Origin of the sequence: Bradyrhizobium sp. SHOUNA76, from assembly GCF_023006445.1 — a bacterium.
Taxonomy (GTDB): domain Bacteria; phylum Pseudomonadota; class Alphaproteobacteria; order Rhizobiales; family Xanthobacteraceae; genus Bradyrhizobium.
In genome coordinates this window covers 69,966-94,760 of sequence record NZ_JALBHA010000001.1, presented here as the reverse complement: position 1 = coordinate 94,760, position 24,795 = coordinate 69,966, and the positions used below count along the sequence as shown (strand labels likewise).

Below are 24,795 nucleotides of genomic sequence, written 5' to 3'. Positions count from 1 at the left end.
ACTACCGCGGCCCTCGGCCGGAGACGCGGTTTGGCGGAGGCAAATCCGTTCCGGGCGAAGGAATCGGAACTTCCTTGCGCATGCTTTGAAGAGCTGTTGAATCCCATTCCGAAATTAGATTGTCCACAAGGGCCTTCCCATCAGCCGCCGCCGATTGATAGGCGGCAATGAGAGCGGGCCGGAGAGCGGGCTGCCTAGCAAAGGCCATCCTGACGTCGCGCTGCACCAGTTCACGCAATTCAGGCTCGTTGACGACAGAGGCCTCGCCGAGAGCGACATTTAGTCGTAGCGGAAGCAGGGCCAGATCGTTTGGGGCTGTGTAGTACGAGAGTTTTAGCAAGGCCGCGACGTCGTGTTCGACCGACCTTTGCTCCCTCGACAGTACCGCAAGCATGAGCCAAAGATCTCCTCGCAATGGCGAGGACCGCAGTGCCTGTGCCAGTACAGTCGGAGCGGCAGGATGGACTCCGAGCTCCGGTCTTGAGGCCGTCGCTCCATTGGCTGCGGGCTGTGGGGCAGCAGCGAGTCTCCCAGACTGCAAATCGCCATCACTGCGCAGTGAGTTGGGCGCTAGCCCCCTCAGAAGTGCTTGGCGTGACGGATGATTGGCGGCAAGCGCGTCAACCGGCAAACCACCAGGATACGACGGCTGAGCGAGCAGCCAGACCGTTTGCGCGATCAGCGCGACTGCAACGCAGCCCAATCCAATACGCATCGATGCATTGCCAATCCCATATGAGCGTATTGGCACGCCTGCCAGGCCCGGACTGTCCAGTCCGGTTACGGGCCGCGTTGAACGCGACTGCACGGTCGCAGCGCCTTTATCACGCTGGCTTTGGGCGACCGCAAGTCCGAACAGCGCTGCAGCCAACAGCGACGCGCCGAACTCGAGAATGCCGTCCTCGACCAAGGCCAGCACAACCAACGAAGCCGCAGCGCCGGCGCCAATGGCCGCGTAGACGTAGTCATGCCTTCGCCGCAAGGAGCATCTGAGCAGAGCCCCGGCGCCAAGCACCGCAACGATCAATACGCCGTACAGAAAGGGGCGGCCCATCTCGATTGCGATGGCCGCGGCAGCCGTCGAGCGCTCTTGTGACAACGGTGCGGCAATGTCGCGATGGATTGGTAGTAATGCCGCGTAGGTTCCCGCGCCGGAGCCGGCATGGCCGGAATCCTGCAACATCCGCTCAGTCGCCACCAGGGCGTGCTCGGACAGGGCGACTGTCAGATCGGCATTAGGCCTCATTGGCATGAGGGTGAAGGCCGCCAGAAACAACACTGCAGCCGTGGCCAGGACGCTCGCGATACCCCAAACCCCAGAGAACCAGTTCTGGATCGCGAACGCGGCGAGCACGATTCCCACTCCGAGCAGCGCCGCTGTGGCCGTTCCCGGCCCATCTCCGCTGGCGAGGATTGCCGACAGACAGAGAAACGTTGCGAGCAGTGCGAACGACAGGGCCGTCGCCACTCGAAAAGAGCGTTGCTTGACACGGCGGCGTTCCTCGAACGCACGGGCCATCATCGCTGCGGATAGCACGAGCCCCAGCACTGCCGGGACTGTGCCGGTCACGGCGAGGACAGGAGTATCGCCGTGCGAGAAGCCGTCAGATCCAATCGACTGCCGCAACAGCAGGTACGCACTAACGATCGTCGCGATCGAGACCAGCATGGAGAGGAGTTGCCACGCGCGCTGTCTGTCCAGCGCGACGACGGCCGTGACGAGCGCGAGCGCGACGGCCGTATTGTAGTGCAGGAATGCCTGCAGAGTTGCTCGGATGTCCACCGTCAGCCGATCGGCAAGGGGGGCATTCAATGCGGCCGACGCGGTTTCCCATATCGGATTGCCGATCCCGTGGATAGGAATTGGAGCGAGTTGGAAGGCCATGTAGATCGCCGGTACAGCGAGAATGAGGATGAGAAGGAATCCCAACCGTCGTACCAGACTCGCGATCGCGGAGGATGAGGCGAAGACCCCGGCTGCCAGCACCGCGGTCGCGAGAAGAGCAGAGCATAGAGCTCGCTTCTGCGGGATCTCGGGCATCGCAAAAGCCGCAGCGACGGACACAACGAGCGTCAGCATCATGAACCTGACGAGCATACTACGTCACCTCTCTGGCGTGGCGTTCCTCAGGATGCTCAGATCGGCAGGCCGTCCAATGCGAAATCGCGATAGCGCATTGCGCCAGGCCGCTCAGGAGCTTGAAAGGCCATAACGAACATAGTGACTGTCGTCGTAATAGTCGCTTCGCTGGGTGTCGTAGCGCGCCATCGCCTTGATGTCCGTCTTGTTCAGGACTGCGCCGATCAGCGCGTCCGAGATCGTCGGGGCGGTGTGCAGCGCATGCTGAACGACCTCGATCTTGGTGCGTCCCCACTCGACGACGAGAACGTAGCAATCGATCAGAGGCGCTGTGACCCGCACGTCGACAAGCGGACTCAGCGGCGGAAGATCTACAATGACATAGTCATAGCTTTGTCGCAGTCGATCAAAGAGCTTGCATATCGAGCCGTCGGACAGAAGTTCGCTCGAGTGAAGCACGGGCCCGCGTTGAACGGCCGGAAGAACGGCAAGATTTGTCCTCGGATCCCGCCATATCACCTCCTCGAGCGGGCGATCACCGCTCATGACCTCAATAATGCCATCCACTGCCTTCGGAACGAGACGGGCCGAGAGCGATGGATTCCGGAGATCGCAGTCCACTATGATCACCTTCTTCCCGCTGTGTCCGATGAGCTGCGCCACGGAGGCAGCAATCGTGGTCTTGCCCTCATTTGGGAGAGCTGACGTCAGGCCAATCACCTGGTTGGGGGTCTTCGCCGGGCTATGATCGATCGCAATCTTGATCGCACGGATGGCCTCCGTGTACCGAGAAAGAGGCATGCCTACGACGGCGCGATGAATGTCCGGAGCGGTCGAAAGTACTCGCTGGCTCGAGTCTTCCTGCGTCTGTTGAAGCCGGGCCGACGGCCTCAGCTGCTTGGGCAAGTTCAGGATTGGCACGAGAGACAGGCACGGAAGTTCGAGCGCGGCCTCGAGTTGGGAAGACGTACGGAAAACGCGGTCCATTACGTCTCTCACGAAACCGAGGAGTAGTCCCAGCGCGAGGCCACCCAGAAGACCGAAACTCAGCACGACCTTCGTCTTCGGTTTGCTCTTGGTCTGAGCGGCGGAGGCGGGGAAGATGACCCGGGTTTCCGAGATAGGGAAGGTCTCCTGCTGCGTCGAGCCCATGTACTGCTGAAGAAAGGTGTCGTAGAGGGCCCGCAGGCTTTTCGCCCGACTTTCCAAATCTCTTATCGTCAGCTCCGCCGAGTTCGTGAGGCGCGACTGCGCAATGGCCACGGTCAGGCGCTTTTCGATCTCTTGCTGCCGCTGCTTTGCGAGCTCGGCTTCGCTGCGACTGATCTCAGAAAGTCTCTTGACCTCGTCCATAATGGAGACGCGAAACTCACGCAGCCTGTTTCGGACGTTGACGACCGCCAGATGATCGCGCCCGACGCGGGCCGACAACTCGGCCTCACGCCTGGCGAGTTCGAGATATTGCTGGCGTAGCGACGTAATGATCGGACTGTTCATCGCGTCGGAGCCGATAGCATCCAGATTGCCGATCGAGGATGGTTTTGCCGGGTCGGCGCCAAGCAGAGTTTCGTAGCGCGACAGCTTGGCCGCAGCCTCGGAGCTCTGCGCGCGGGCGGTAGCCAGCCGAGTGTTGAGTTCCGTGATCTGCTGCTCGTCGATCGGCTTTCCACCAGGCGAAACGATGTTGTTCTGAGATTTGTAAGCCTCGACGGCACGTTCGGCGGTCAGCGCCTCCTCACCGAGGTTTCGTAAGCGTTCCCGCAGCCAGCTTGTGGCAGTTCGACTGGCTTCGAATTTCGCCTCGAGCTGATCGTTGATGTAGGCTTTGGCAATTGCGTTCGCGATTTCCGCTGCTAGCGCTGGATCGCTCGAGGTGAAGGCGACTTCGATAACGTGACTATAGCCGACCCGACCTGCAGATAGGCGATCCAGAAAGCTCGCAGTGGCGGCTTCTGAGGGCTGGTCTGGCGTGGCAGATCGCGCAGCTTCCGACGGATTCGATCGCCATCGTCGGAGCCAGCCCACTAGCCAGGACTGCAGCGGCTGGGGCTCTCTGAGATCCGGATGATCGCCCAATTTCAACTGCTTGATCACGGCCGCAGCGGTTGCCTGAGACTTGATGATCTGCAACTGCGTTTCGATCTGAGTGACGTCGACGAGTGGTTCGGAGAGTAGCGATTGCTTCTGGAGGAATTGCGCCCTTGGGTTTTCAAACAGGACCTGAACCTGCGCCGTATAGGCCGGCGAGACCAACCGGAGGTATACCAGGCTGGCGGCACCTGCCAGGACGGTGGTGAAAATGATGACGAGGTATTGCCGCCTTATAAAGACGAGCGCCAATTTAATGAGCTCGCCGATGCCCGCAGCGTCCTGGCGATCCGATTGCATTGGCATGGCGGAGGGTAGGCGTGCCCCATCGGTCTGGAGCGTATTGGTCTGAAGCATCGGACAATTCTCTCGGCTGGTGACAATCGCGCGGGAGCACAAGGCCGCAGGCGCCATTAGAACCTGCGGCCGCATTTAAAATAATATATATGATAAAATTTGTATTGCCAATTAAATATGGCTCGGGCATTAATTGTCTGGAAAATTAATTACGTGAAGGGTCGCCGCCGGATTTAACCCGATACTTGTTGCGAACAGAGCGAGGCGGACCCGGTCCGGTGCGCTACTCCGTTGGGCAGACAAGGGGTAGATCAGGCCGACCGTCCGGGCGATAGCGCCGCGTATCGGAGCTTGCGGTCATGCTGGAAGTGCGAAGTTTGGCGATTCCGGATGTCAAGCTGGTCCGATCGAAGCGCTTTTCTGATGCGCGGGGCTACTTTTGCGAGACATTTCGCCGCTCTGATTTTGCCGAAAGGGGAATTTCTCACGATTTCATCCAGGACAATCAGTCCTGCTCGGAACGGGTCGGGACAGTTCGTGGATTGCACTTCCAGCGGCCTCCCTTCGCGCAGGCCAAGCTGGTCCGCGTGCTGAGGGGAGCGATCCTCGATGTGGTGGTCGATCTGCGGCGGCGATCGCCGACGTTCGGCAAGCACGTCTCGATCAAACTGGATAGCGGGAGTGACGAGCAGTTGCTCGTTCCAAAAGGGTTCGCTCACGGCTTCTGTACGCTCGAGCCTCAAACGACAGTCTTTTATAAGGTCGACGAGGTCTACTCCCCGGACCACGACGGCGGTGTCTATTGGGCAGATCCCGAATTGGCGATCGAATGGCCGGTGAGGGCCTCGGCGGCCCAGCTCTCACCGAAGGATCGAGCGCTGCCGACCTTTGAGCAGCTTGCATCAGTGTTTGAATAGAGGGCGTGGCATGCGTGTCCTGGTGACCGGTGGAGCGGGATTTATCGGGTCTGCGGTCTGTCGACAGTTGGTGTCGGAGGTCGGGGCCTCTGTCGTCAATGTCGACAAATTGACCTATGCAGCCAATTTGGCCTCGCTGGCATCCATCGACGGTACAAGCCGCTATGGATTCGAGCAGCACGACATTTGCGATGAGGAAGCGATCACTCGTTTGTTTTACAAGTGGGAGCCAAGTGCAGTCATCCACTTGGCAGCGGAGAGCCATGTCGATCGGTCGATTACCGGATCGGCAACATTCGTCAATACCAACATCGTCGGCACCTATACTCTGCTGGAAGCAGCTAGACGATATTACGACGGGCTTCCAAGCCAGAGGCAGAGACAGTTCAGGTTCATTCACGTGTCGACTGACGAGGTCTACGGTTCATTGGGGCCGGTGGACTGCTTCCGGGAAGATACCCCTTATCGGCCGAGCTCGCCCTATTCGGCGAGCAAGGCTGCCTCGGACCACCTCGCGCTCGCCTGGTATAAGACCTATGGCCTGCCAGTGATCGTATCGAACTGTTCGAACAATTACGGACCATTCCAATTCCCTGAAAAGCTCATTCCGCTGACGATTCTCAACGCGATGGAGTACAAGTCATTGCCCGTCTATGGCGACGGCAGCAATGTGCGCGATTGGCTTCATGTCGACGATCACGCAGCCGGCCTGATCAGGCTGCTATTCGAGGGCAGAGCTGGAGAGAAGTACAATTTCGGCGGCGACAGCGAACGCTCGAACCTGGAGGTCGTCACCCAGATTTGTGACGTGGTTGATCGATTACGTCCAGGGCCGGCAGCACGGCGATCATTGATCTCGTTTGTGCCGGACCGTCCGGGACACGACGCGCGTTACGCAATCGATGCGTCCAAAGCTCGCAGCGAGCTGGGATGGCAGCCGAGCCGAGGCTTCGAACAAGGTCTCGCCGACACGGTGGAATGGTATCTGGCCAGCGGCACCTGGTGGGCGCGGGCTCGCAATATGGTCTACGACGGCGCGCGCCTCGGCCTCCCAGCCACTCGACACTGAGGTTGCCATGATCGAACGACCGATTCTGATTGCTGGTCGAAATGGCCAATTGGGCAGTTGCCTTCGTGATCTCGCTGCTCTTCGCGGCCTGTCTGCGATCGCCCTCGGACGTGAGGAGCTCGACCTAGAAGTCCGGGACGGGATCGACAGGACGGTCGCCTCCATCGCCCCTAGCATGATCATCAATGCCGCTGCTTATACGGCTGTGGATGGGGCAGAGGCTGAAGTCGGAAAAGCCTTCAGTATCAACCGCGATGGTGCGGCTGCGTTAGCGGATGTCGCATGGCAGAGAAACATTCCATTTGTGCATTTGTCGACGGATTATGTCTTTGATGGTGCCAAGCGCGAGGCTTACGACGAAGCCGACGTGCCGGCGCCGTTGAACACATATGGTGCATCAAAGTTGGCCGGCGAGGCGGCCGTTTTCGCGGCACATCCGCTCGCGACCGTCGTCAGGTCGTCTTGGATCTACAGCGCAACAGGCAGCAACTTCGTTCGGACGATGTTGCGGCTGGCCGAAACGCGTCCAATCGTAAGGGTCGTCGGCGACCAACACGGAAGCCCGACATCAGCGGCGGAGCTGGCCGCAGCGCTCCTGAAGATTGCAGAGCGGTCGGTCACCGATGATCGCCGCACCGCGGCAGGCATCTTTCATGTGTCCGGCCAGGGAACAACGAGCTGGCACGGCTTTGCCGAGGCAATCTTCGATGGTTTATCCCGTCGTGGAGTGCGGCCGCCGGCGCTGGAAGCTATCACGACCGAGCAGTATCCCTGCGCTGCGCGCAGGCCCCTAAACTCCCGCCTGGATTCATCCAAGGCGGAGCGCGTGTTTGGGATTCGACTGCCGGCTTGGCGCCACTCTCTCGAAACCTGTCTCGACCAACTTGTCGGAAAAGGAGACACCGATGCTGAAGGGAATTGTCCTGGCTGGCGGCAGCGGAACGCGGCTCTACCCGATCACACGTGTGGTGAGCAAGCAATTGTTGCCCGTCTATGACAAGCCGATGATCTACTACCCGCTGTCGACGCTGATGCTGGCAGGAATCCGCGAGATCCTGGTGATCACGACCCCGGCAGATCGGGCCCAGTTTGAACGATTGCTCGGGAATGGAAGTCAGTGGGGAATTCGGCTCAGTTATGCGGAACAATCTCGCCCCGGTGGGCTTGCGGAAGCGTTCATCGTGGGTGCCGATTTCATCGGAACCGATCGGGTCGCAATGGTGCTCGGAGACAATATCTTTTTTGGCGGCGGCTTGAGCGAGCTGCTCGCCAAGGCCGCAGCCCGCGAGGAAGGCGCAACCGTGTTCGCGTATCACGTGCGTGATCCCGAACGATACGGCGTCGTTACATTCGACGAGGCGGGCCGTCCGCAGCGAATCGAGGAGAAGCCGAGAGAGCCGACATCGAACTGGGCCATTACCGGTCTCTATTTTTTCGACAACCGGGTCGTGCGATATGCCCGCCGTGTCAAGCCCTCGCAGCGGGGAGAGCTCGAGATAACTGATCTGCAAATGCGCTATCTCGCGGCCGGCGCTCTCCACGTCGAGCGCATGGGACGGGGCTTTGCATGGTTGGATACGGGCACGGTCGAGTCGCTTATCGATGCAGGGACCTTCGTGCAGACGCTCGAAAAGCGACAGGGCATGAAGGTGGCTTGTCTCGAGGAGGTCGCCTTTCGGCAGGGATACATCGATGAAGATCAGCTTCTCGAGCTGATTCAGCCGTTGGAGAAGAGCGGATACGGCAGGTATCTCACCGACATCCTGCGGTTCCCTGGGGCGCGGTCCGGGGTCGCAGTCGACGACGGCTAGTTTAAATGTCGTATTTTTTATTTTAATTAATTGACCGGCGTTGTCATTTTAAATTAAATGCTCTTTGCGAATTTCGAGGGCTGGCCATGTTAAATCAAAAGGCGAGCGTCTTTTATCGAGCAGCAAAGCCTCTCCTCTCGGAGGAGGGTGATTTCGGCCAGATCGATGCGGTCTTGCTGGGGGGGCCCCTCTGGACGACCTTGAGCAGAGACGCTGCTTGGCTGTGGAGTACAACCAGCACCCTGACGCGCCCGAACGGCCTCGGCCCGCGGCCCGTTTCCGGCTCCGATCTGCGAGCGGTGGTCGCGCCTTCACGTTCGCATGCCGGTACGACACATTGGATAAGTTCGAGCGGCGGCTATTGGAATGTCGCCGCGAACTGGAGTACGGGCATTCCGAATGCCGCGTCCGGCGCCTTCATCGACGCGCCTGGATCCTATGTTGTCACAACGAAAGCCAATGTCGATGTGGGCAGTTTGATCGTTGATGCAGGTGTGACGATCGCGCTCGGGGGAAAAACGTCGTTCGTCGTGGAAGGTGACGCCATAAACAACGGGAGCATCAAGCTCGGTTCTGGCGGCGATGAGGCTGCCGCAGCGGACTTTAAAGGTGATGTCCGCGGGTCGGGCGCCTTCGCGATTTCCGACAAATCGGCGCTCGAGATCGGAGGCTCGGTCTCCGGGCAGCTCGTGAAAGGTTCGTTTTACGGAATAACCGTCTCGTTCGAGACGGAAGTCGGCACCCTGATTCTCGATCACTCCGCCCAATTCCACGGCCTGATCGGAAGTTCGTCGCCGGATCGACCGCTTTCGGCTGGCAACCTGATTGACCTCAGGGATTTCCCCTTCACGGCGACGATGTCAGCGTCGGTTCAATACGACCCTAGCTCAAACATCAGCACGGTCGATTTCAGCAACGGGGCCGGCAATGTCACCCTGCTGTTCTCCGGGAACGACCCAAATTGGACCTTTGCAAGCGATGGGCTGGGCGGCACCATCATTGCGGATCCGGTGACGAACCCGATCGTGCTGGAGAATCAGAAGCAAGGCACATCGAGTAGCATTTGGCAGATTAGCCCCGGTGAAGACTCGACGAAAATCCAGGGGTTCACCACGGCGATAAGCACCAATGTCGGCGGGGCCGTTCAATTCAAGATCAACAACCAGACCGGCGCTCCCAACTATCGCATCGATATCTATCGGCTTGGATACTATGGCGGCAACGGTGCGAGGCTGGTTACGAGCCTGCAGCATCAGGCTGCGACCTCAGTGGTGCAGCCGAATCCCTTGAAAGACGCGTCGACCGGCCTCGTCGACGCCGGCAATTGGAGCGTGACCGACTCGTGGAGCGTACCGACGGACGCGGTTTCTGGCGTGTACATCGCCAACGTCATCGACGGAACGCAGGTGTTTCAAATTCCGTTTGTGGTCCGAAATGATGCGTCACAAAGCGCAATCGTATTTCAGACGGCCGATCAGACCTGGCAAGCCTATAACCCTTGGGGTGGCGCCAATCTCTACGCGGGCAGCGGACCTGGCGTCAACGGCTCCGCTTATGCCGTAAGCTACAATCGTCCAATCACCACGCGTGACGGCGGGCTCGGGAGCTCGTCTAATGACATGGTCTTCTCGGCGGAATATCCGGCAATTTACTGGCTCGAGCAGAACGGATACGACGTCTCCTACATTTCTGGCATCGATGCGGCCACCAACGGATCGCTGCTGCTCAATCATCAGATCTACATGGACGTGGGGCACGACGAATACTGGACCGACAGCCAGTTCGCCAACGTCCAGGCCGCCGGCCATGCCGGTGTCGATCTGACGTTTTTGAGCGGCAACGAGGTGTATTGGCAGACGAGGCTGGCAGCCAGCATCGATCCCAGCCATACGGCTAACCGGACCTTGATCTCGTACAAGGATACCCATGCCAACCAATTGATCGACCCGACAGGCACGGCGACCGGAACATTCATGGACGCACGCTTTGCGTCGACCGGAGGCATGTCGGGCATTCCATCCAATGCGCTGACCGGAACGGTCTTCCAGGTGGACGGGGATTCCTACGGCACGATCAAGATCCCATACGGAATGACGCAGTTGAGGCTTTGGCGCAATGCGCCGATCGCGGGAACGGCTCAAGGCCAGACTGCGTCCCTGACGCCGAACCTGCTCGGCTATGAATGGGATTCGTCACCGGATAACGGCTTCCGCCCCGCCGGTCTGGTAGATGTTTCCTCAACCACTCTGCAAACCACAAAATACTTGCTCGATTACGGCAACACGACCGGCAATGGGACAGCTACTCACAATCTGGTGGAGTTTCGAGATCCCGTGAGTGGCGCGCTTGTTTTTAGCGCTGGCACCGTGTTCTGGTCCTGGGGTCTTGCATCGGATCATGACCAGTACAACATCGCCCCGGATACGCCGATCGATCGGAACGTCCAGCAGGCCATGGTCAATCTGTTCGCTGACATGGGCGTCCAGCCCGCGACGCTGCAGGCCAGTCTGGTGATTGCGAGCCAATCGACCGATCACACGACCCCGACCTCCACGATCACCAATCTCTCCGCGACGAGCATCGTGGAGGGCCAGCGCATCACTGTAACCGGAACAGCAAGTGACGCTGGCGGCGTCATCGGTGGTGTCGAAGTGTCATCGGACGGTGGCACCACTTGGCATCCGGCCAGCAGCACCGTCGGAGCACCGAACGTCACTTGGACCTATACATTCGCTGCGGGCGCGCCGGGGCAGTTGAAGGTCCGGAGCAGGGCCGTCGACGATAGCTTAAACCTCGAAGTCCCGGGCGCGGGCGTTGCCTACACGGTGACGCCCTCTTCGAACCTGACGATCTTCAGTCCCACGGACACGCCGGCAGTCGTCAATACGCCGGACAATGCTGCCGTGGAGCTGGGAGTCAAGTTCGTTGCCGCCACGGCCGGTGATATCACAGGCATCCGGTTCTATAAGAGCACCCAGAACACGGGAACGCATCTCGGCGATCTCTGGACGGCGAACGGGACGCTACTCGCAAGCGCGACATTCACCAACGAAACAGGAAGCGGCTGGCAACAGGTCAATTTCACCACGCCCGTTCACATACAAGCGGGGGTGACCTACGTCGCCTCGTATCACACCAACACCGGTCACTATTCCACGACCGATTTCTATTTCGACAACCCAGGTCACACCAACGGCTCATTGACAGCAACGGGGAGCGGCCTGAACGGCGTCTATGCGTACGGCACCGGACCGCTTTTCCCGTCCAATATTTCGATGGCAGATGGTGACAATTACTGGGTCGATGTCGTCTTCAGGGATACGAGCCAGCTGCCGCAGGCCAACAATGACAGCGGGTTCACGGTCACGCAGAACGGTGTGCTGAACATCCCGGCATCCGCGCTGCTCGCCAATGATACGGATCCGGCCGGTCTGTCCTTTTCGATCAGTGGCGTGAGTAATCCGGCTAACGGCGCCGTAAGTTACAATGTCCAGACCCAGACGGTGACATTTAATCCGGCCGCAAACTACGCGGGAGCGGCACAGTTCGCTTACACGATCACGGACTCCGCGGGCGCCAGCGGAACGGGCCAGGTCTTCCTCAATGTCGGCTATCCGTTATCCGCCCAGAGCCTGTTCGGCACCAACGACACGCCGAGCGTCGCCAACTCGGGCGACCCAAGCTCGGTCGAGGTGGGCCTCAAGTTCAGCGCGTCGGTCAACGGGACCATAACGGGCCTGCGCTTCTACAAGGGCTCGCTGAACACAGGTACCCACGTCGCGCATCTCTGGAGTTCGACGGGAACGCTGCTCGGCACGGCGACCTTCGCGAGTGAGACCGCCAGCGGTTGGCAGCAGGTCAGTTTCTCGAGCCCGATAGCCATTACCGCGGGCACGACCTATGTCGCTTCCTACCACACCAACGGCAATTATTCGGACACTCAGAACTATTTCACCACATCGATCTCGAATGGCCAGCTGAGCGCCCCCGCCACGGGAAATGGCGTGTATGGCTACGGAACCGGAGCCATATTCCCGACCAACGTCTTCAAGGCAACGAACTACTTTGTCGACGTCGTTTTCAACGGATCCGCGAGCACCAACACACCGCCGACGGCGGTCGCCGACACGGGCGACGCCACCGAGAAGGGCGGTGTCAACAACGGCACCGGCGGTTCGTCTGCCGCGGGAAACGTGCTGACCAACGATACCGATTCCAACGCCGGCGACACCAAGACCGTGACTGCGGTCAGCTTCGGCTCGACCTCGGGCACGCTCGGATCGGCGCTGAACGGCGCGCACGGAAGCCTCGTGCTCAACGCTTCAGGCGCCTTCACCTATACGGTCAATGAGACGGATCCTGCCGTCCAGGCCCTGCGGCTTGTGAGCAACACGCTGACGGACGTCTTCAATTACACGATGCGTGATGCCGCCGGTGCGACATCCTCGACCACGATCACAATCACCATTCATGGTGCCAACGATGCGCCAGTCCTAGCGATCCAAACCGGCAACCAGACCGCAACGGTTGGGTCGGCCTTCTCGCTGACGCTACCTGGCGGCACCTTCAACGACGTCGATTCCGGCGATTCGCTCACTTACGCCGCGACAGCGGCCAACGGCTCGGCGCTTCCCGCCTGGCTGACCTTCAACGCATCAACCCGAACCTTCAGCGGTACGCCATCGTCGGCCGATGTCGGCACGCTCGGCGTGAAGGCAACCGCGACCGATCTCGGCAGCCTTGCTGCAAGCGAAATGTTCAATATCACCGTGACGACGACTCCGAACACGCCGCCGACGGCGGTCGCCGACACGGGCGATGCCACCGAGAAGGGCGGTGTCAACAACGGCACCGGCGGTTCCTCTGCCGCGGGAAACGTGCTGACCAACGACACCGATCCTGACGCCGGCGATACCGAGACCGTGACTGCGGTCAGCTTCGGTTCGACCTCCGGCGCGCTCGGCTCGGCGCTGAACGGCGCGCACGGAAGCCTCGTGCTCAACGCGTCAGGCGCCTTCACCTATACGGTCAATGAGACTGATGCTGCGGTGCAGGCCCTGCGGCTTGCGTCCAACGTGCTGACAGACGCCTTCAATTACACGATGCGTGATGCCGCCGGGGCGACATCCTCGACAACGCTCACAATTACCATTCATGGCGCCAATGATGCGCCGGTCCTGGCGGCCCAAACCAGCAACCAGACTGCCACGGTTGGTTCGGCCTTCTCGCTGACGCTGCCAGCCGGCACCTTCACCGACGTCGATTCCGGGGATTCGCTCGCCTATACGGCAAGTGCGGCCGACGGCTCGGCACTTCCCGCCTGGCTGGCCTTCAACGCTTCGACCCGGACCTTCAGTGGCACGCCGACGTCGGCTGATGTCGGCACGCTCGGCGTGAAGGCCATCGGGACCGATCTCGGCGGCCTCACGGCCAGCGAGACGTTCAATATCGCGGTGGGCACGGCCTCCTCGACGGTCAGCTTGTTCTCCGCTTCCGATACGCCCTCGGTGCTGTCGGCGTCCGACACATCTCAGGTCAATCTTGGCGTGCGGTTTACGTCCTCGGCGGCCGGCACGATTAGCGGGATCAAGTACTACAAGAGTGCGAACGACACCGGCACTCATACCGGCTCACTGTGGAGTAGCACGGGAACGCTCCTCGCGAGCGCGACCTTCTCCAACGAGAGCAGCAGCGGTTGGCAAACCCTCACATTCAATAGCCCGGTAGCGATCGCCGCCGGAACCACCTACGTCGCGAGCTTCCACAGCAACGGCCACTACGCCGATACGCCTAACTACTTCACCACGGCGCGCACGAACGGCCCACTCACGGCCTCCGCAAGCAACAATGGTGTCTACACCTACGGAACGGGCAATTTGTTTCCGACCAGCACATTCAGCGCGACCAATTATTGGGTCGACGTCTTGTTCAGCAATTCGAGTGGTGGCACGAACCAGCCGCCGATCGCCAGCAACGACAGCGGCTTCGATGCCACCCAAAACGTACCGCTCAGCATTTCCGGGGCGGCGCTCCTCGCAAACGATACTGATCCGAACGGGGATGCCCTGTCGATCACGGGCGTCAGCGGGGCCGTCAACGGCACCGTCAATTTCAGTGCCCAGAACAATACGGTGACGTTCACTCCCGCCAACGGATATACCGGGCCGGCATCGTTCAACTACGCCATTTCCGACGGTCGGGGCGGTTCAGCAACCGCCGGTGTGAGCGTAACTGTTCATGCGCCTTCAGCAACCACCGTAAGCCTTTTCAGCTCCAATCCTACACCCAGCGTGGTGACGGTGAATGATCCGAATCCGGTGGAGCTTGGCATGAAGTTCCAGGCGTCAACTTCGGGCGACATTGTCGGCCTGCGCTTCTACAAGGGGCCGTCCAACACGGGCCAGCACGTGGCCGATCTCTGGAGCAGCTCAGGGACCCTGCTGGCCACCGCCACCTTCACCAACGAGACGACGAGCGGCTGGCAACAGGTCAACTTCGCGACGCCCGTCACGATCACGGCAGGGACGACTTACATCGCCTCCTACCACACTGCGGGCAACTATTCGGACGATCCAAACCTGTTTGCCAATGCGGTGACGAACGGACCGCTGACGGCTCCGTCATCCTCATCGAGCGGGGGCAACGGCGTCTACGCGTACGGCTCCGGCAGCCTATTTCCGACCAACACCTTCGGGGCGACCAGCTATGCGGTCGACGTTCTCTTCAGGCCGCAGCTCGCTGCATAGACAAGAAAGGAGGAGGTCATGTCGAGCCTATCACGAATGATCGGTCGCCGGTCGCGCTCACGAGACGTGTGCCACCCGAACCCGTGCGGAGTGCGCCCGGCGCCACATATGACCGGCTCTCATATGGCGTGGCCGGACTGCCGCCGCGGCGCCTGCGGGGCTGGCGCCAAGGTCGCAACGCGTTGGAGCCTGAACGAACAGGTATCGGTGGACCGATATCGTTTTCAGGCATCCAGCTGCATCACTGCCTTTGCGTCATAGCAATGCGCCCGAATGACACGAGCAGACTAGGCCATCCATCTCAACCGAAATAGGGAAGCAGGCTGATGCATACAGAACTCTATACAGACGGGATTGACGAGGTCACAATTGGCGGGTCGATCGTGCGGGTGGACCTGGTCAGTCTCTCGCCCACGGAACGTGACGCCAACAACGCGCCCAAGAAGGTCTTTCGGCAAAGGCTGATCTTTTCTGCGGAGTCGTTCGCGAACTCTGTGGAGGTGATGCAGAACGCGCTTCAGGGTCTGGTCGATGCGGGCGTCGTCCAGCGCTCTCGGCCCAAGGCGCCGATGGTCGCGCCACAGACGAGCGCGCGAGTCGAACCTGCCTCGTCAGTTTCTGACAATCCACGATCTCCCAATGTCTCAACCAACTTCCGTTGAAATCGAGAGGTTCGAACCGGGACCGCCTTCGTCGGAGGACGAGCCGCGTCGGGCTGCTCAAACCGCCCTCGAATGCCTGTCAAGGATCGCAGCACATCACGGCATCGATCTGCCTTCCGATCGGCTTCGGCACGCCTATGCCGTCGACGAGACCGGCATCTCGACCGATCTCTTGCTGCGCATGGCTCATGATGCGGGCCTTCGCGCCCGCACGGCGCAGCTCGATTGGAAGGCGATATGCCAGCTCGGCGAAGCCTATCCGGCTCTTGTCCAGCTCTCGAACCTGAACTGGGTCCTCGTGGTCGGCGTCGGGCCGGAGTGCGATGCTGTAACGGTCTTCGATCCTCTGGCGGAGCGGAGGGGAGAGCACTTGCTGGTCGATGCGGACCGCTTTTGCGCCATGTGGTCGGGAAAGGTCGTTCTGTTCAAGCGCGAGAGCTCTCCATCGCAGGGCCAGAGGCCCTTTGGGCTGCGCTGGTTCGTACCCGAAATGCTGCGGGAGTGGCGGCTGTTTTCCGACGTCGCAATTGCTGCGGTGTTCCTCTATGCGCTGGGGCTGGCGCTTCCGATCTTCTTTCAGCTCGTCATCGACAAAGTTCTTGTCCACGAGAGCCTCACGACACTCTACGTGCTCTCGGCCGGCGCGATCCTAGCGCTCTGCTTCGACGCGGTCTTCAGCTTCTTGCGGCGCTATCTGCTGCTCTATGCCACGAACAAGATCGACATCCGGGTCGCGACCAGGACGTTTCGGCATCTTTTGGGACTTCCGGTAACTTTCTTCGAGCGCATCTCGGCCGGCGTGTTGGTGAAGCACATGCAGCAAGCCGGCCGGATCCGTGAATTCCTGACCGGCCGACTGTTCCTGACCGCCTTGGACGCGCTTTCGTTGCTCGTCTTCCTGCCGGTTCTGGCGCTCTACAGCGTCAAGCTGACATGCGTCGTGCTGGCCTTCACCGTGATCAGCGCGAGCGTGATTGCCATTTTGATAGGACCGTTCCGACGACGACTCTACCAGCTGTATCAGGCCGAGGCCAGCCGCCAGGCCTTCCTGGTCGAGACTGTGCACGGAATGCGCACCGTGAAATCATTGGCCATGGAGCCCGGCCAGAACAGGACATGGGACGATCGCTGCGCGCAGTCGGTATCGATGCGGTTTGGCGTTGAAAAAATCTCGGCGGGCGCTCAGGCCTTGACCGGTTTCCTCGAGAAGATGATGACGCTCGGCATCGTCGCACTTGGCGCGCTCGACGTCTTCGGCGGCGAGATGACGATCGGCGCTCTTGTCGCCTTCAACATGCTGGCGGGGCGCGTTTCGGGGCCGCTGGTGCAGATGGTGACCATGGTGCACGAATATCAAGAGGTTGCGCTGGCCGTTAACATGCTCGGCGAGGTCATGAACAGGGAGCTGGAACGCGACGGTCGGCGTGAGGGCCTGCGGCCCGACTTCGCCGGGCAGATCGAGTTTGAAAACGTCACGTTTGGCTATGGCGAGGGAACGCCGGCGTTGGACGACGTGTCGTTCTCGATCGCTCCCGGCTCGATCTTCGGAATTGTCGGCCGGAGCGGTTCGGGCAAGACGACGCTGACACGCCTTGTCGCGGGAATGTATCCGGTGCAGCAGGGATTGGTGCGCATCGACGGTCACGATTCGCGCGAGATCGATCTCGCCCATCTGCGGCGGAATCTCGGGATCGTGCTCCAGGACAATTTCTTGTTCCGAGGCACAGTGCGCGAAAATATCGCCTGCATGAGGCGCGACGCCACATTCGAGGAGGTCGTCCGGGCGGCTCAGCTCGCCGGCGCCGATGAGTTCATTGAGCGGCTGCCGAGGGGGTTCGATACCATGCTCGAGGAGCAGGCATCGAACCTGTCAGGCGGACAAAAGCAGCGGCTCGCCATCGCGCGGGCCTTGATCGTCAACCCGCGCATTCTGATCCTCGATGAGGCCACCAGCGCGCTGGATTCCGAGAGCGAGGCGATCATTCGGCGCAATCTGCGACGTATCGCCGAGGGACGGACCGTCATCATCGTATCGCACCGGCTTTCGATGCTGTCGGACGCAAGCCAGATTTTGGTGATCGACCGTGGACGGATCGTCGATGTGGATCGTCACGATGCACTGCTGTCGAAGTGCACCTTCTACAGGCATCTCTGGAATCAGCAGACGAGGCAGATCGCATGAGTGCGGCTGAAAAGACCAGAGCTGAGGCGGCCTCGGGTAGATCCGGGCTTCCGTCCCGTTCACTGACGAGACGCCGGCTCTTGAGGTCCGCGCCCGCAGGTTCTCGCATTGTCGCGCAATTTCAGTCAGACGCAGCCGAGATCGAGCAGCTGACGCCGCCGCGTGTGGGACGAATCACGCTCTATTGTGTCGTCGCCCTGATCGCTGCGGCGGTCACATTCGCATGCGTGTCTCGCGTTGACATGATTGTGACTGCGCAGGGCAAGTTGATCACGACGCATCCCAACCTGGTTGTACAGCCGCTGGAAACCTCGGTCATTCGGGAGATACGGGTCAGGGCCGGCGAAGCCGTTAATCGCGGTGACGTGCTTGCGGTTCTCGATCCGACATTCTCTCAAGCCGATCTTGCCCAACTGCGCGGCCGCCTGGCGGGTCTCGACGCCTCCATCGGCCGGCTTCGAGCCGAGTTGGACGGCACGGACTACGGCGTCGATGGGACGGCGAACGCCGACCAGGCGTTGCAGAGAAGGCTATTCCTCCAGAGGAAGGCGGCCTTCGACCTTCAAATCCAGAATTATGACGCGCAGATTGCGTCCGCCGAGGCCAATCTAAAAACGGCTCAGAGCGAGGAGCTGGTCCTGGCCCAGCGACTGGACACGATGCAGTCCATTGAAGCCATGCGAAATACGTTGATGGCCAAGGAGGTCGGTTCAAGATTGAACTTCCTGCTATCACGGGATGCGCGGCTGGAGGTCGAAAGCAACCTGGCGCGAGTCCGTGGCAGCATCATCGACAACACGCATCGCCTGGAGAAGGCCCGTGCAGACCAGAAGGTGTTCGCGGCCGAGTTTCGCCGCGCCGCCTATCAGGAACTCGTCGAGACGTTGCCAAAGCGCGACGGCACTGCCGAAGAGCTCAAAAAGGCGGAGCTCCGCCGACAACTGATCGTGCTGAATGCACCGGCGGATGCGGTGGTGCTCGACATTGCCAATCGGACGGTAGGTTCGGTGATCCGCGAGGCCGAGACGATGTTTGTGCTGGTCCCTCGGGACGAGGCGCTCCGGGTGGAGGTCAACGTGGAGGGGAGGGATATCGGACAGGTGGCGGTCGGGCAGGCCGTACGAGTGAAGTTCGAGGCATTTCCATTTCAGAGGTACGGCACCGCTACTGGCGAGGTCGGAGTCATTAGTCAGGACTCGTTCTCGCCAGAGGCGAAGGCCGAAGGTGTGCGCAGGTCATCAGCTCCCTATTACCGCGTACTGATCGATCTGCGGGACACGCACCTTCGGCTGCCGTCCGAACGCGTTCAGTTGATCCCCGGTATGGCTGTTACCGCCGAGATGAAGGTCGGACAGCGAACGGTGATTTCATATTTCCTCTATCCTCTGCTTCGCGGCCTGGATGAAAGCATCCGGGAGTACTGAACCGAGTTTACAATGGTGCTGGCAATGATGATCAGTCCGAATTCTGGTGTGAAGCTCATAGTGCCCGCTGCAACCAAGGTGCCTGCATCAAACTCGCCCCTGGTGAACTATGCGCTCAAGGGGCTTGAACGCTGCTGGCTGCCTGCAGAGCGTCGTTGGTCGCATATTTATCACCTCGACGGGCGCGCTTCGCCGAACGAGTCGCTACCCCATAGTGACGTGTTTTATACTCTCAACGTCTTGCTTGGGATGTCGCGGGTCGCGGAACTTCCGGCTGATATTGACCTCCCGGACATATTCTACCGAAATGTCGTGAGGCTTACTGCGCTTCCCGTACGCAAATATGCGTTCGGCATGGCATTGTGGGCCGCCGCGGAGCTCCGCCTCCCGATTCCGATGCAGGTCAAGCGCGAGGTGAGAGCCGTTCTCTCGGATCAGTCGCAGTGGCAGGCTTTTCGGGCGCAGGATCTGGGCATGCTGCTGACGGGAGTGATCGCGCAGGCGAGGGCAGGCGAGAAGGAGTGGCTATGCTTCGCAGGCTCGCTCTACCGCTTCCTGAAGGAACGGTTCCATGGCGAGTCCGGATTGTTCTTCGACGCGCCGTCCGGTTTCCGTCGCCGTTTCGCGTCGTTTGCGACGCAAACATATCTCTCCATCGCCTGCTATCAGTACGGCGAATTCACCGGCGACGCGTCCGCGCTCGTCATGGCCGATACTTGCGTGCGCAATCTGATTGCACTTCAAGGGCCCCAAGGCGAATGGCCGTGGTTCTTCGATGCGATGAGCGGCCGCATCCTCGATTTCTACGAAATCTATTCGGTCCATCAGTATGGAATGGCCCCGGCGCTGCTGGAATGGGCCGAGCGCTTTGGACAACGGGGAGCGCGGGATGCCCTGGTCAGGGGATTCAACTGGGTACTCGGTCACAACCAGCTGGGCCGGAGCATGCTCGTGCCTGAACTGAACCTGACGATCCGTTCGCAGATCCGCAAGGGTGAATTGACGACCAAGGCGCCGCGCGTATTGCGTGCGGTCAAGAACGCCTGGCGCGAGAACGGGGGAGAGCTGATCGACAGCGCGGATGTGGGTGTTCGACTGGAGTGTCGCAGCTACGAACTCGGCTGGATTTTGTGGTCATTCGGCCGGCGTACCGACTTGCGCGATCTCAGCCACAACGTCGCGTTCGAACAGTCAGCTTGCCCGCCTGGCGGCGAGCCGCAGGGCAACGGCAGCGCGATCGGCTAGCGATTCCAGACGACCGTGCCCTCTCTCCAAAGCAGGGCCAGCATCTTGGTCGTTCGATGGCTGCGAACCGCGCAGAGAACGGCAATCGCTTTGAGGCGCGCGCTCATCCCATGGAGGCGTCCGCTCGTCAGCACGGTGATGGCGCCAACCGCCGGCGATGCGAGGACGAGCAGGGCCGTGGCAAACCAGCGCAACTGCCAACCGCGCGCGGCCTGCGCCGTGTTGCGGTAGTGCGTGATTTGGCGATCCCACTTCGCATAGAGCTCTCGAAGAGAGCGCCGCGCAGGGTGAAACACGACCATCTCGGGAACGTAGCGAAATTCGCAGCCGGCGTGGATAGCCATTTGTCCCCATTGCATATCTTCCGCGAACTGAATGCCCGGGAAAGGTCCGATCCTCGCAAAGTCGGCGCGGCGAACCGCGAGATTTGCCGTGACGGAGTAGCCGTGCCTCGTGACGTACAAGCGATTGCGAAAGCCAAAAACGCTTTCATAGGCCTCAATCGCGGTGAAACGCCCTTCGACGGCAGGCCTGATGCGAACCTCTCCGCCAAGGATCGTCGCCGGTCCGGCTTGCTGGAACGCCTTATGGATCGCGGTCAGCCAGTCCGGATGAGCCCGGCAGTCGGCATCCACAAAAGCGAGAATGTCGCCTCTCGCACAGGCCGCGCCTGCGTTTCGCGCCGGACCCGGGCCGGGATGCGGCTCGTGCTCCAGCCTTACGCCGGAATGGCCGGCAATGACGTCCATCGGGGGCATCGCCGAGCCGTTGTCCACCACGATGACCTCGAACAAGTCCCGGGACAGGGTCTGCGCATCCAGGCTTCGCAAACAGGCTTCCAGGGCGTCGGCCTGATTGAGGTGGGGAATAATGACTGAGATCATTTGAAATGTCCCTATTTAATTGCCCTGGCCTGCCATACGCGCGCCCGGCGTAGTAGCGCTCATTTCCAGGCAGAAAGCCGCGCATTTAATCCTTGCAATTAAATATTAGTCCAATATTATCGATATAATAATCTTAAATGCAACATAAACAAAATTGCATTTTTGGAGGCCGATTCAAATGCGTGCATCGTTCCTGGCGTGCCCTATCGATCTGCTGACGATGGCGGAGACCGTCGAGATTGCGCGCGGCGCCATGCGCAGCCGCCGGCGGCTGCAACATGTGGCGTTGAACGTCGCCAAATTCGTCAATATGCGGTCCGATCCTGTGCTGGCGGCCGATGTCGCCAACAGCGACATCGTCAGCATCGACGGCATGGGGATTCTCTGGGGGGCCCGGGCCCTGGGGCTTCCGGCCGCTTCGCGAGTCGCCGGTGTCGATCTCCTGACCGAGTTGCTCGTGGTATGTGCGCGGGAGGGCTGCAAACCATATTTCCTGGGAGCCACGCCCGCCGTCCTGCACCAGGCCATGCAACGCGCGCGAGAGAGATGTCCCTCACTCGTCTTCGCGGGCTGGCACGACGGTTACTTCAAGCCGGAGCAGGAGATTGACGTCGTTCGGGACATCCAGTCCAGCGCGGCCGACTGTCTCTTCATTGGCATGCCGACACCACGGAAGGAACGCTTTCTCGCTGCCCATCGTGACGAGCTCGGCGTACCCTTTATCATGGGCGTGGGCGGTGCGTTCGATATCCTCGCAGGCACCGTTCGGCGCGCGCCGGTACGGATTCAGAAGCTGGGCCTCGAATGGCTCTACCGCATCTATCAAGAGCCCGGGCGGATGTGGTGGCGATACGCCACGACGAACACATTGTTTGCGGGCATCCTGGTGCAAGCGCTCGTCAAGCAAGCAATAGAGCATACATTTGGCACGCCGGGCGCCGTGCCGCCGGGCCCGAGTCGGATCGGAGGGTGAGACGTGCGCAAGCATTTTTTCATCCTTTTGGGAACCCGGCCGGAAGCAATCAAGCTCTTTCCGGTCATCAACCGACTCAAGGCCGAGAATCGCAAGGACATTTCGTTAACGATCTGTGCGACAGCACAGCATCGGCAGCTGCTCGATCAGGTGCTCAAGCTCGCCAAGGTAGTTCCGGATTTTGATCTGAACGTCATGACGGCCAATCAGACGCTGGATCATCTGACCGCCCGGTTGCTCGGAGAAATCGGTCAGCTCCTCGACAAGGTGAAGCCCACCAGGGTTATCGTCCAGGGCGACACGGCGACTGCCATGGCCGGTGCGCTGGCGTCCTATTACCACCGGATACCCGTTTCGCACATCGAGGCGGGACTGCGCAGCGGCGACATCTTCGCTCCGTGGCCGGAGGAGGTGAACCGCAAGATCGTCGGCTCGATCGCAGATCAACATTTTGCGCCGACAGAGCGCGCGGCACGCGCGCTACGCTCTGAAAACGTCTCGGACGACAGAATCCACGTCACCGGCAACACGGTGGTGGACGCGCTCATCCTCGTGAAAGCCATGGTCGAATCCGATCCGGGGCTCTCGAGCCGCTGGGACGGCATTAAGAAGCGCCACGGCAATCGACGCATCATTCTGGTGACTTGCCACCGCCGGGAGAATTTCGGCGGCGGTGTCGTCAACATCGTGAACGCGTTGGAAACGATCCTGCGCAGGGAAGATGTTGCTGTGGTGCTCCCCGTGCATCCGAATCCGAATGTCCGCGACTTGTTTGCGTCCCGGTTGTCGGATCACCCGAGGGTCGTCCTCATCGCACCTCAGGAATACACGGACTTCGTGAGCCTTCTCTCCTTGTCCCATCTGGTCCTGACGGATTCAGGTGGCGTCCAGGAGGAGGCCCCCACCTTCGGCAAACCAGTCCTGGTGATGCGCGATACGACCGAGCGTCCCGAGGGGGTGGAGGCTGGGACGGCGCGCCTGGTCGGTGCGAACTACGACAAGATCGTTGCCGAGACATTTCGCCTACTCGACGATGACGAGACTTATGCCGCCATGGCCCGTTCGCATAATCCGTTTGGTGACGGGCACGCGAGCGAGCGTATCGTGAAGGTGCTTCTTGATGCCTGAATTTCAGAAGATCAATGTCGTTGGACTTGGCTATATCGGGCTCCCGACCGCAGCGCTGATAGCGAGCCGGGGACTGCAGGTGACCGGTATCGACACCAATGAGCGTATCGTCGATACGGTCGCATCCGGAAAAATTCACATTGCAGAGCCAGATCTCGATGGTCTCGTGTCCAAGGTCGTGTCGAGCGGTGCCCTGACGACCTCGACCAAGCCGCAGCCTGCCGACGTCTTCATCATAGCAGTGCCGACGCCGATCGATCGCGAAAACCGTCCAGACCTTTCAAGCGTCAATGCGGCAGTCGATCAAATCGTCGACATCCTTGCGCCCGGCAATCTCGTCATCCTCGAGTCGACGTCGCCGATCGGGACTACCGAGGCGATAGCAAAGCGGATCGTCGAGCGCAGGACAGATCTGCACATAGGCGTCAACGGCAAGGAAGACGGAGCGATTTACGTCGCCTACTGTCCAGAACGCGTGTTGCCGGGACGGATCCTGACCGAGCTTATCAACAACGACAGGTGCATCGGGGGAATTACGCCAACCTGCACGCGGCGTGCTCAACGCTTCTACAAGATGTTTGTTCGCGGAGCCTGCGTCGGGACCACGGCGCGCGCAGCCGAGTTGGTCAAGCTGACGGAAAACGCCTTCCGCGATACCAACATAGCATTCGCGAACGAACTCTCGCTGATTTGCGAGAGGTTCGACATCAATGTCTGGGAGGTGATCGACATCGCCAACCGCCATCCTCGCGTAAACGTATTGCGGCCGGGACCGGGAGTCGGCGGGCACTGCATTGCGGTCGATCCCTGGTTCATCATCGACTCCGCACCAGACCTCGCTCGGGTGATGCGGACAAGCCGGGAAGTCAACAATGCCAAAACTCAGAACATCATCGAACGTACAGAGGCGCTGATCGACGAGCATCCCTATGCAAACGTTGCTTGTTGTGGATTGACCTTCAAGGCCAATGTCGACGATTTGCGTGAAAGTCCCGCCATGGAGATAGCCACGCATCTCGCGGCAAAGTACGGAGAGCGAGTCAAGGTCGTCGAGCCGAACCTTCGCCGTCTGCCGCCTCAGTTGGCCGACCACCGTGTCGCTTTCGTGAACATCGATGAGGCTCTGCGCAGCTGCGAGATCGCGGTCCTCCTGGTCGATCATGACGAATTCAAGATGGTGCCCCTGTCGGAGCGTCGGCATCTCGACGTCATAGATACACGAGGCATATGGCAGGATATGCCGGCGCGGACTTGACGCCCAACGTGATGTGACCGTCAGCGAGAGGATG

At 60.3% G+C, this 24,795-nt stretch carries 15 protein-coding genes; 12 read left to right on the top strand and 3 right to left on the bottom strand.

Annotated features, from left to right (window positions below; genetic code table 11):
- Position 1 precedes the first annotated feature (1 nt).
- Both MOV74_RS00385 and MOV74_RS00380 read right to left on the bottom strand, forming a co-directional pair.
- A complete protein-coding gene (locus MOV74_RS00385) occupies positions 2-2,098 on the bottom strand; it encodes a hypothetical protein (protein WP_246916418.1) in 2,097 nt (698 codons plus the stop codon).
- 93 nt (positions 2,099-2,191) lie between these two features.
- A complete protein-coding gene (locus tag MOV74_RS00380; RefSeq protein WP_246916416.1) occupies positions 2,192-4,525 on the bottom strand; it encodes an AAA family ATPase in 2,334 nt (777 codons plus the stop codon).
- Positions 4,526-4,824: 299 nt separating this feature from the next.
- On the opposite strand from MOV74_RS00380, the gene rfbC reads away from it, so the two are divergent.
- The 9 genes from rfbC to MOV74_RS00335 all read left to right on the top strand — a co-directional run bounded on the left by rfbC (position 4,825) and on the right by MOV74_RS00335 (position 20,521).
- Positions 4,825-5,382, top strand: a complete 558-nt coding sequence (rfbC, locus tag MOV74_RS00375; protein ID WP_246916414.1) for a dTDP-4-dehydrorhamnose 3,5-epimerase — start codon at positions 4,825-4,827, stop codon at positions 5,380-5,382.
- 10 nt (positions 5,383-5,392) lie between these two features.
- On the top strand, positions 5,393-6,451 hold the full coding sequence (gene rfbB / locus MOV74_RS00370; RefSeq protein ID WP_246916412.1) for a dTDP-glucose 4,6-dehydratase: 1,059 nt from the start codon (positions 5,393-5,395) through the stop codon (positions 6,449-6,451).
- 7 nt (positions 6,452-6,458) lie between these two features.
- The gene (rfbD, locus tag MOV74_RS00365) at positions 6,459-7,448 is read left to right on the top strand and encodes a dTDP-4-dehydrorhamnose reductase (protein WP_246916410.1); all 990 of its coding nucleotides are present in this window, start codon (positions 6,459-6,461) and stop codon (positions 7,446-7,448) included.
- Positions 7,357-8,262 (top strand): glucose-1-phosphate thymidylyltransferase RfbA, encoded by a 906-nt coding sequence (gene rfbA / locus MOV74_RS00360; protein ID WP_309486765.1) that lies wholly within the window; start codon positions 7,357-7,359, stop codon positions 8,260-8,262. The genes rfbD and rfbA overlap by 92 nt, the downstream gene beginning before the upstream one ends.
- An 86-nt stretch (positions 8,263-8,348) precedes the next feature.
- Positions 8,349-15,008, top strand: coding sequence for a DUF4082 domain-containing protein (locus tag MOV74_RS00355; protein WP_246916408.1), 6,660 nt, complete (start codon positions 8,349-8,351; stop codon positions 15,006-15,008).
- A 326-nt stretch (positions 15,009-15,334) separates the two neighbouring features.
- On the top strand, positions 15,335-15,670 hold the full coding sequence (locus tag MOV74_RS00350; protein ID WP_246916406.1) for a hypothetical protein: 336 nt from the start codon (positions 15,335-15,337) through the stop codon (positions 15,668-15,670).
- Complete coding sequence (locus MOV74_RS00345) at positions 15,648-17,852, top strand: peptidase domain-containing ABC transporter (RefSeq protein ID WP_246916404.1); 2,205 nt, start codon at positions 15,648-15,650, stop codon at positions 17,850-17,852. Before MOV74_RS00350 ends, MOV74_RS00345 begins: the two co-directional genes overlap by 23 nt.
- A 107-nt stretch (positions 17,853-17,959) precedes the next feature.
- Positions 17,960-19,276 (top strand): HlyD family type I secretion periplasmic adaptor subunit, encoded by a 1,317-nt coding sequence (locus MOV74_RS00340; protein WP_404979095.1) that lies wholly within the window; start codon positions 17,960-17,962, stop codon positions 19,274-19,276.
- A gap of 12 nt (positions 19,277-19,288) precedes the next feature.
- Positions 19,289-20,521, top strand: coding sequence for a hypothetical protein (locus MOV74_RS00335; protein WP_246916400.1), 1,233 nt, complete (start codon positions 19,289-19,291; stop codon positions 20,519-20,521).
- Here MOV74_RS00335 and MOV74_RS00330 read toward each other — a convergent pair.
- A complete protein-coding gene (locus MOV74_RS00330) occupies positions 20,518-21,405 on the bottom strand; it encodes a glycosyltransferase family 2 protein (RefSeq protein WP_246916398.1) in 888 nt (295 codons plus the stop codon). The two genes, MOV74_RS00335 and MOV74_RS00330, sit on opposite strands and share 4 nt — an antisense overlap.
- Positions 21,406-21,583: 178 nt before the next feature.
- Here MOV74_RS00330 and MOV74_RS00325 point away from each other — a divergent pair, with 178 nt between their 5' ends.
- From MOV74_RS00325 to wecC, 3 genes are read left to right on the top strand one after another with little or no spacing between them, the layout of a single operon-like run.
- A complete protein-coding gene (locus MOV74_RS00325) occupies positions 21,584-22,378 on the top strand; it encodes a WecB/TagA/CpsF family glycosyltransferase (protein WP_246916396.1) in 795 nt (264 codons plus the stop codon).
- A 3-nt stretch (positions 22,379-22,381) separates the two neighbouring features.
- On the top strand, positions 22,382-23,506 hold the full coding sequence (gene wecB, locus MOV74_RS00320; protein WP_246916394.1) for a non-hydrolyzing UDP-N-acetylglucosamine 2-epimerase: 1,125 nt from the start codon (positions 22,382-22,384) through the stop codon (positions 23,504-23,506).
- Positions 23,499-24,761, top strand: a complete 1,263-nt coding sequence (gene wecC / locus MOV74_RS00315; protein WP_246916392.1) for a UDP-N-acetyl-D-mannosamine dehydrogenase — start codon at positions 23,499-23,501, stop codon at positions 24,759-24,761. The genes wecB and wecC overlap by 8 nt, the downstream gene beginning before the upstream one ends.
- Positions 24,762-24,795 lie beyond the last annotated feature (34 nt).

Coding starts and splice junctions, on each gene's coding strand:
- MOV74_RS00385 (WP_246916418.1), bottom strand. CDS start 2,098: ATGCTCGTCAGGTTCATGATGCTGACGCTCGTTGTGTCCGTCGCTGCG.
- MOV74_RS00380 (WP_246916416.1), bottom strand. CDS start 4,525: ATGCTTCAGACCAATACGCTCCAGACCGATGGGGCACGCCTACCCTCC.
- rfbC (WP_246916414.1), top strand. CDS start 4,825: ATGCTGGAAGTGCGAAGTTTGGCGATTCCGGATGTCAAGCTGGTCCGA.
- rfbB (WP_246916412.1), top strand. CDS start 5,393: ATGCGTGTCCTGGTGACCGGTGGAGCGGGATTTATCGGGTCTGCGGTC.
- rfbD (WP_246916410.1), top strand. CDS start 6,459: ATGATCGAACGACCGATTCTGATTGCTGGTCGAAATGGCCAATTGGGC.
- rfbA (WP_309486765.1), top strand. CDS start 7,357: ATGCTGAAGGGAATTGTCCTGGCTGGCGGCAGCGGAACGCGGCTCTAC.
- MOV74_RS00355 (WP_246916408.1), top strand. CDS start 8,349: ATGTTAAATCAAAAGGCGAGCGTCTTTTATCGAGCAGCAAAGCCTCTC.
- MOV74_RS00350 (WP_246916406.1), top strand. CDS start 15,335: ATGCATACAGAACTCTATACAGACGGGATTGACGAGGTCACAATTGGC.
- MOV74_RS00345 (WP_246916404.1), top strand. CDS start 15,648: ATGTCTCAACCAACTTCCGTTGAAATCGAGAGGTTCGAACCGGGACCG.
- MOV74_RS00335 (WP_246916400.1), top strand. CDS start 19,289: ATGGTGCTGGCAATGATGATCAGTCCGAATTCTGGTGTGAAGCTCATA.
- MOV74_RS00330 (WP_246916398.1), bottom strand. CDS start 21,405: ATGATCTCAGTCATTATTCCCCACCTCAATCAGGCCGACGCCCTGGAA.
- MOV74_RS00325 (WP_246916396.1), top strand. CDS start 21,584: ATGCGTGCATCGTTCCTGGCGTGCCCTATCGATCTGCTGACGATGGCG.
- wecC (WP_246916392.1), top strand. CDS start 23,499: ATGCCTGAATTTCAGAAGATCAATGTCGTTGGACTTGGCTATATCGGG.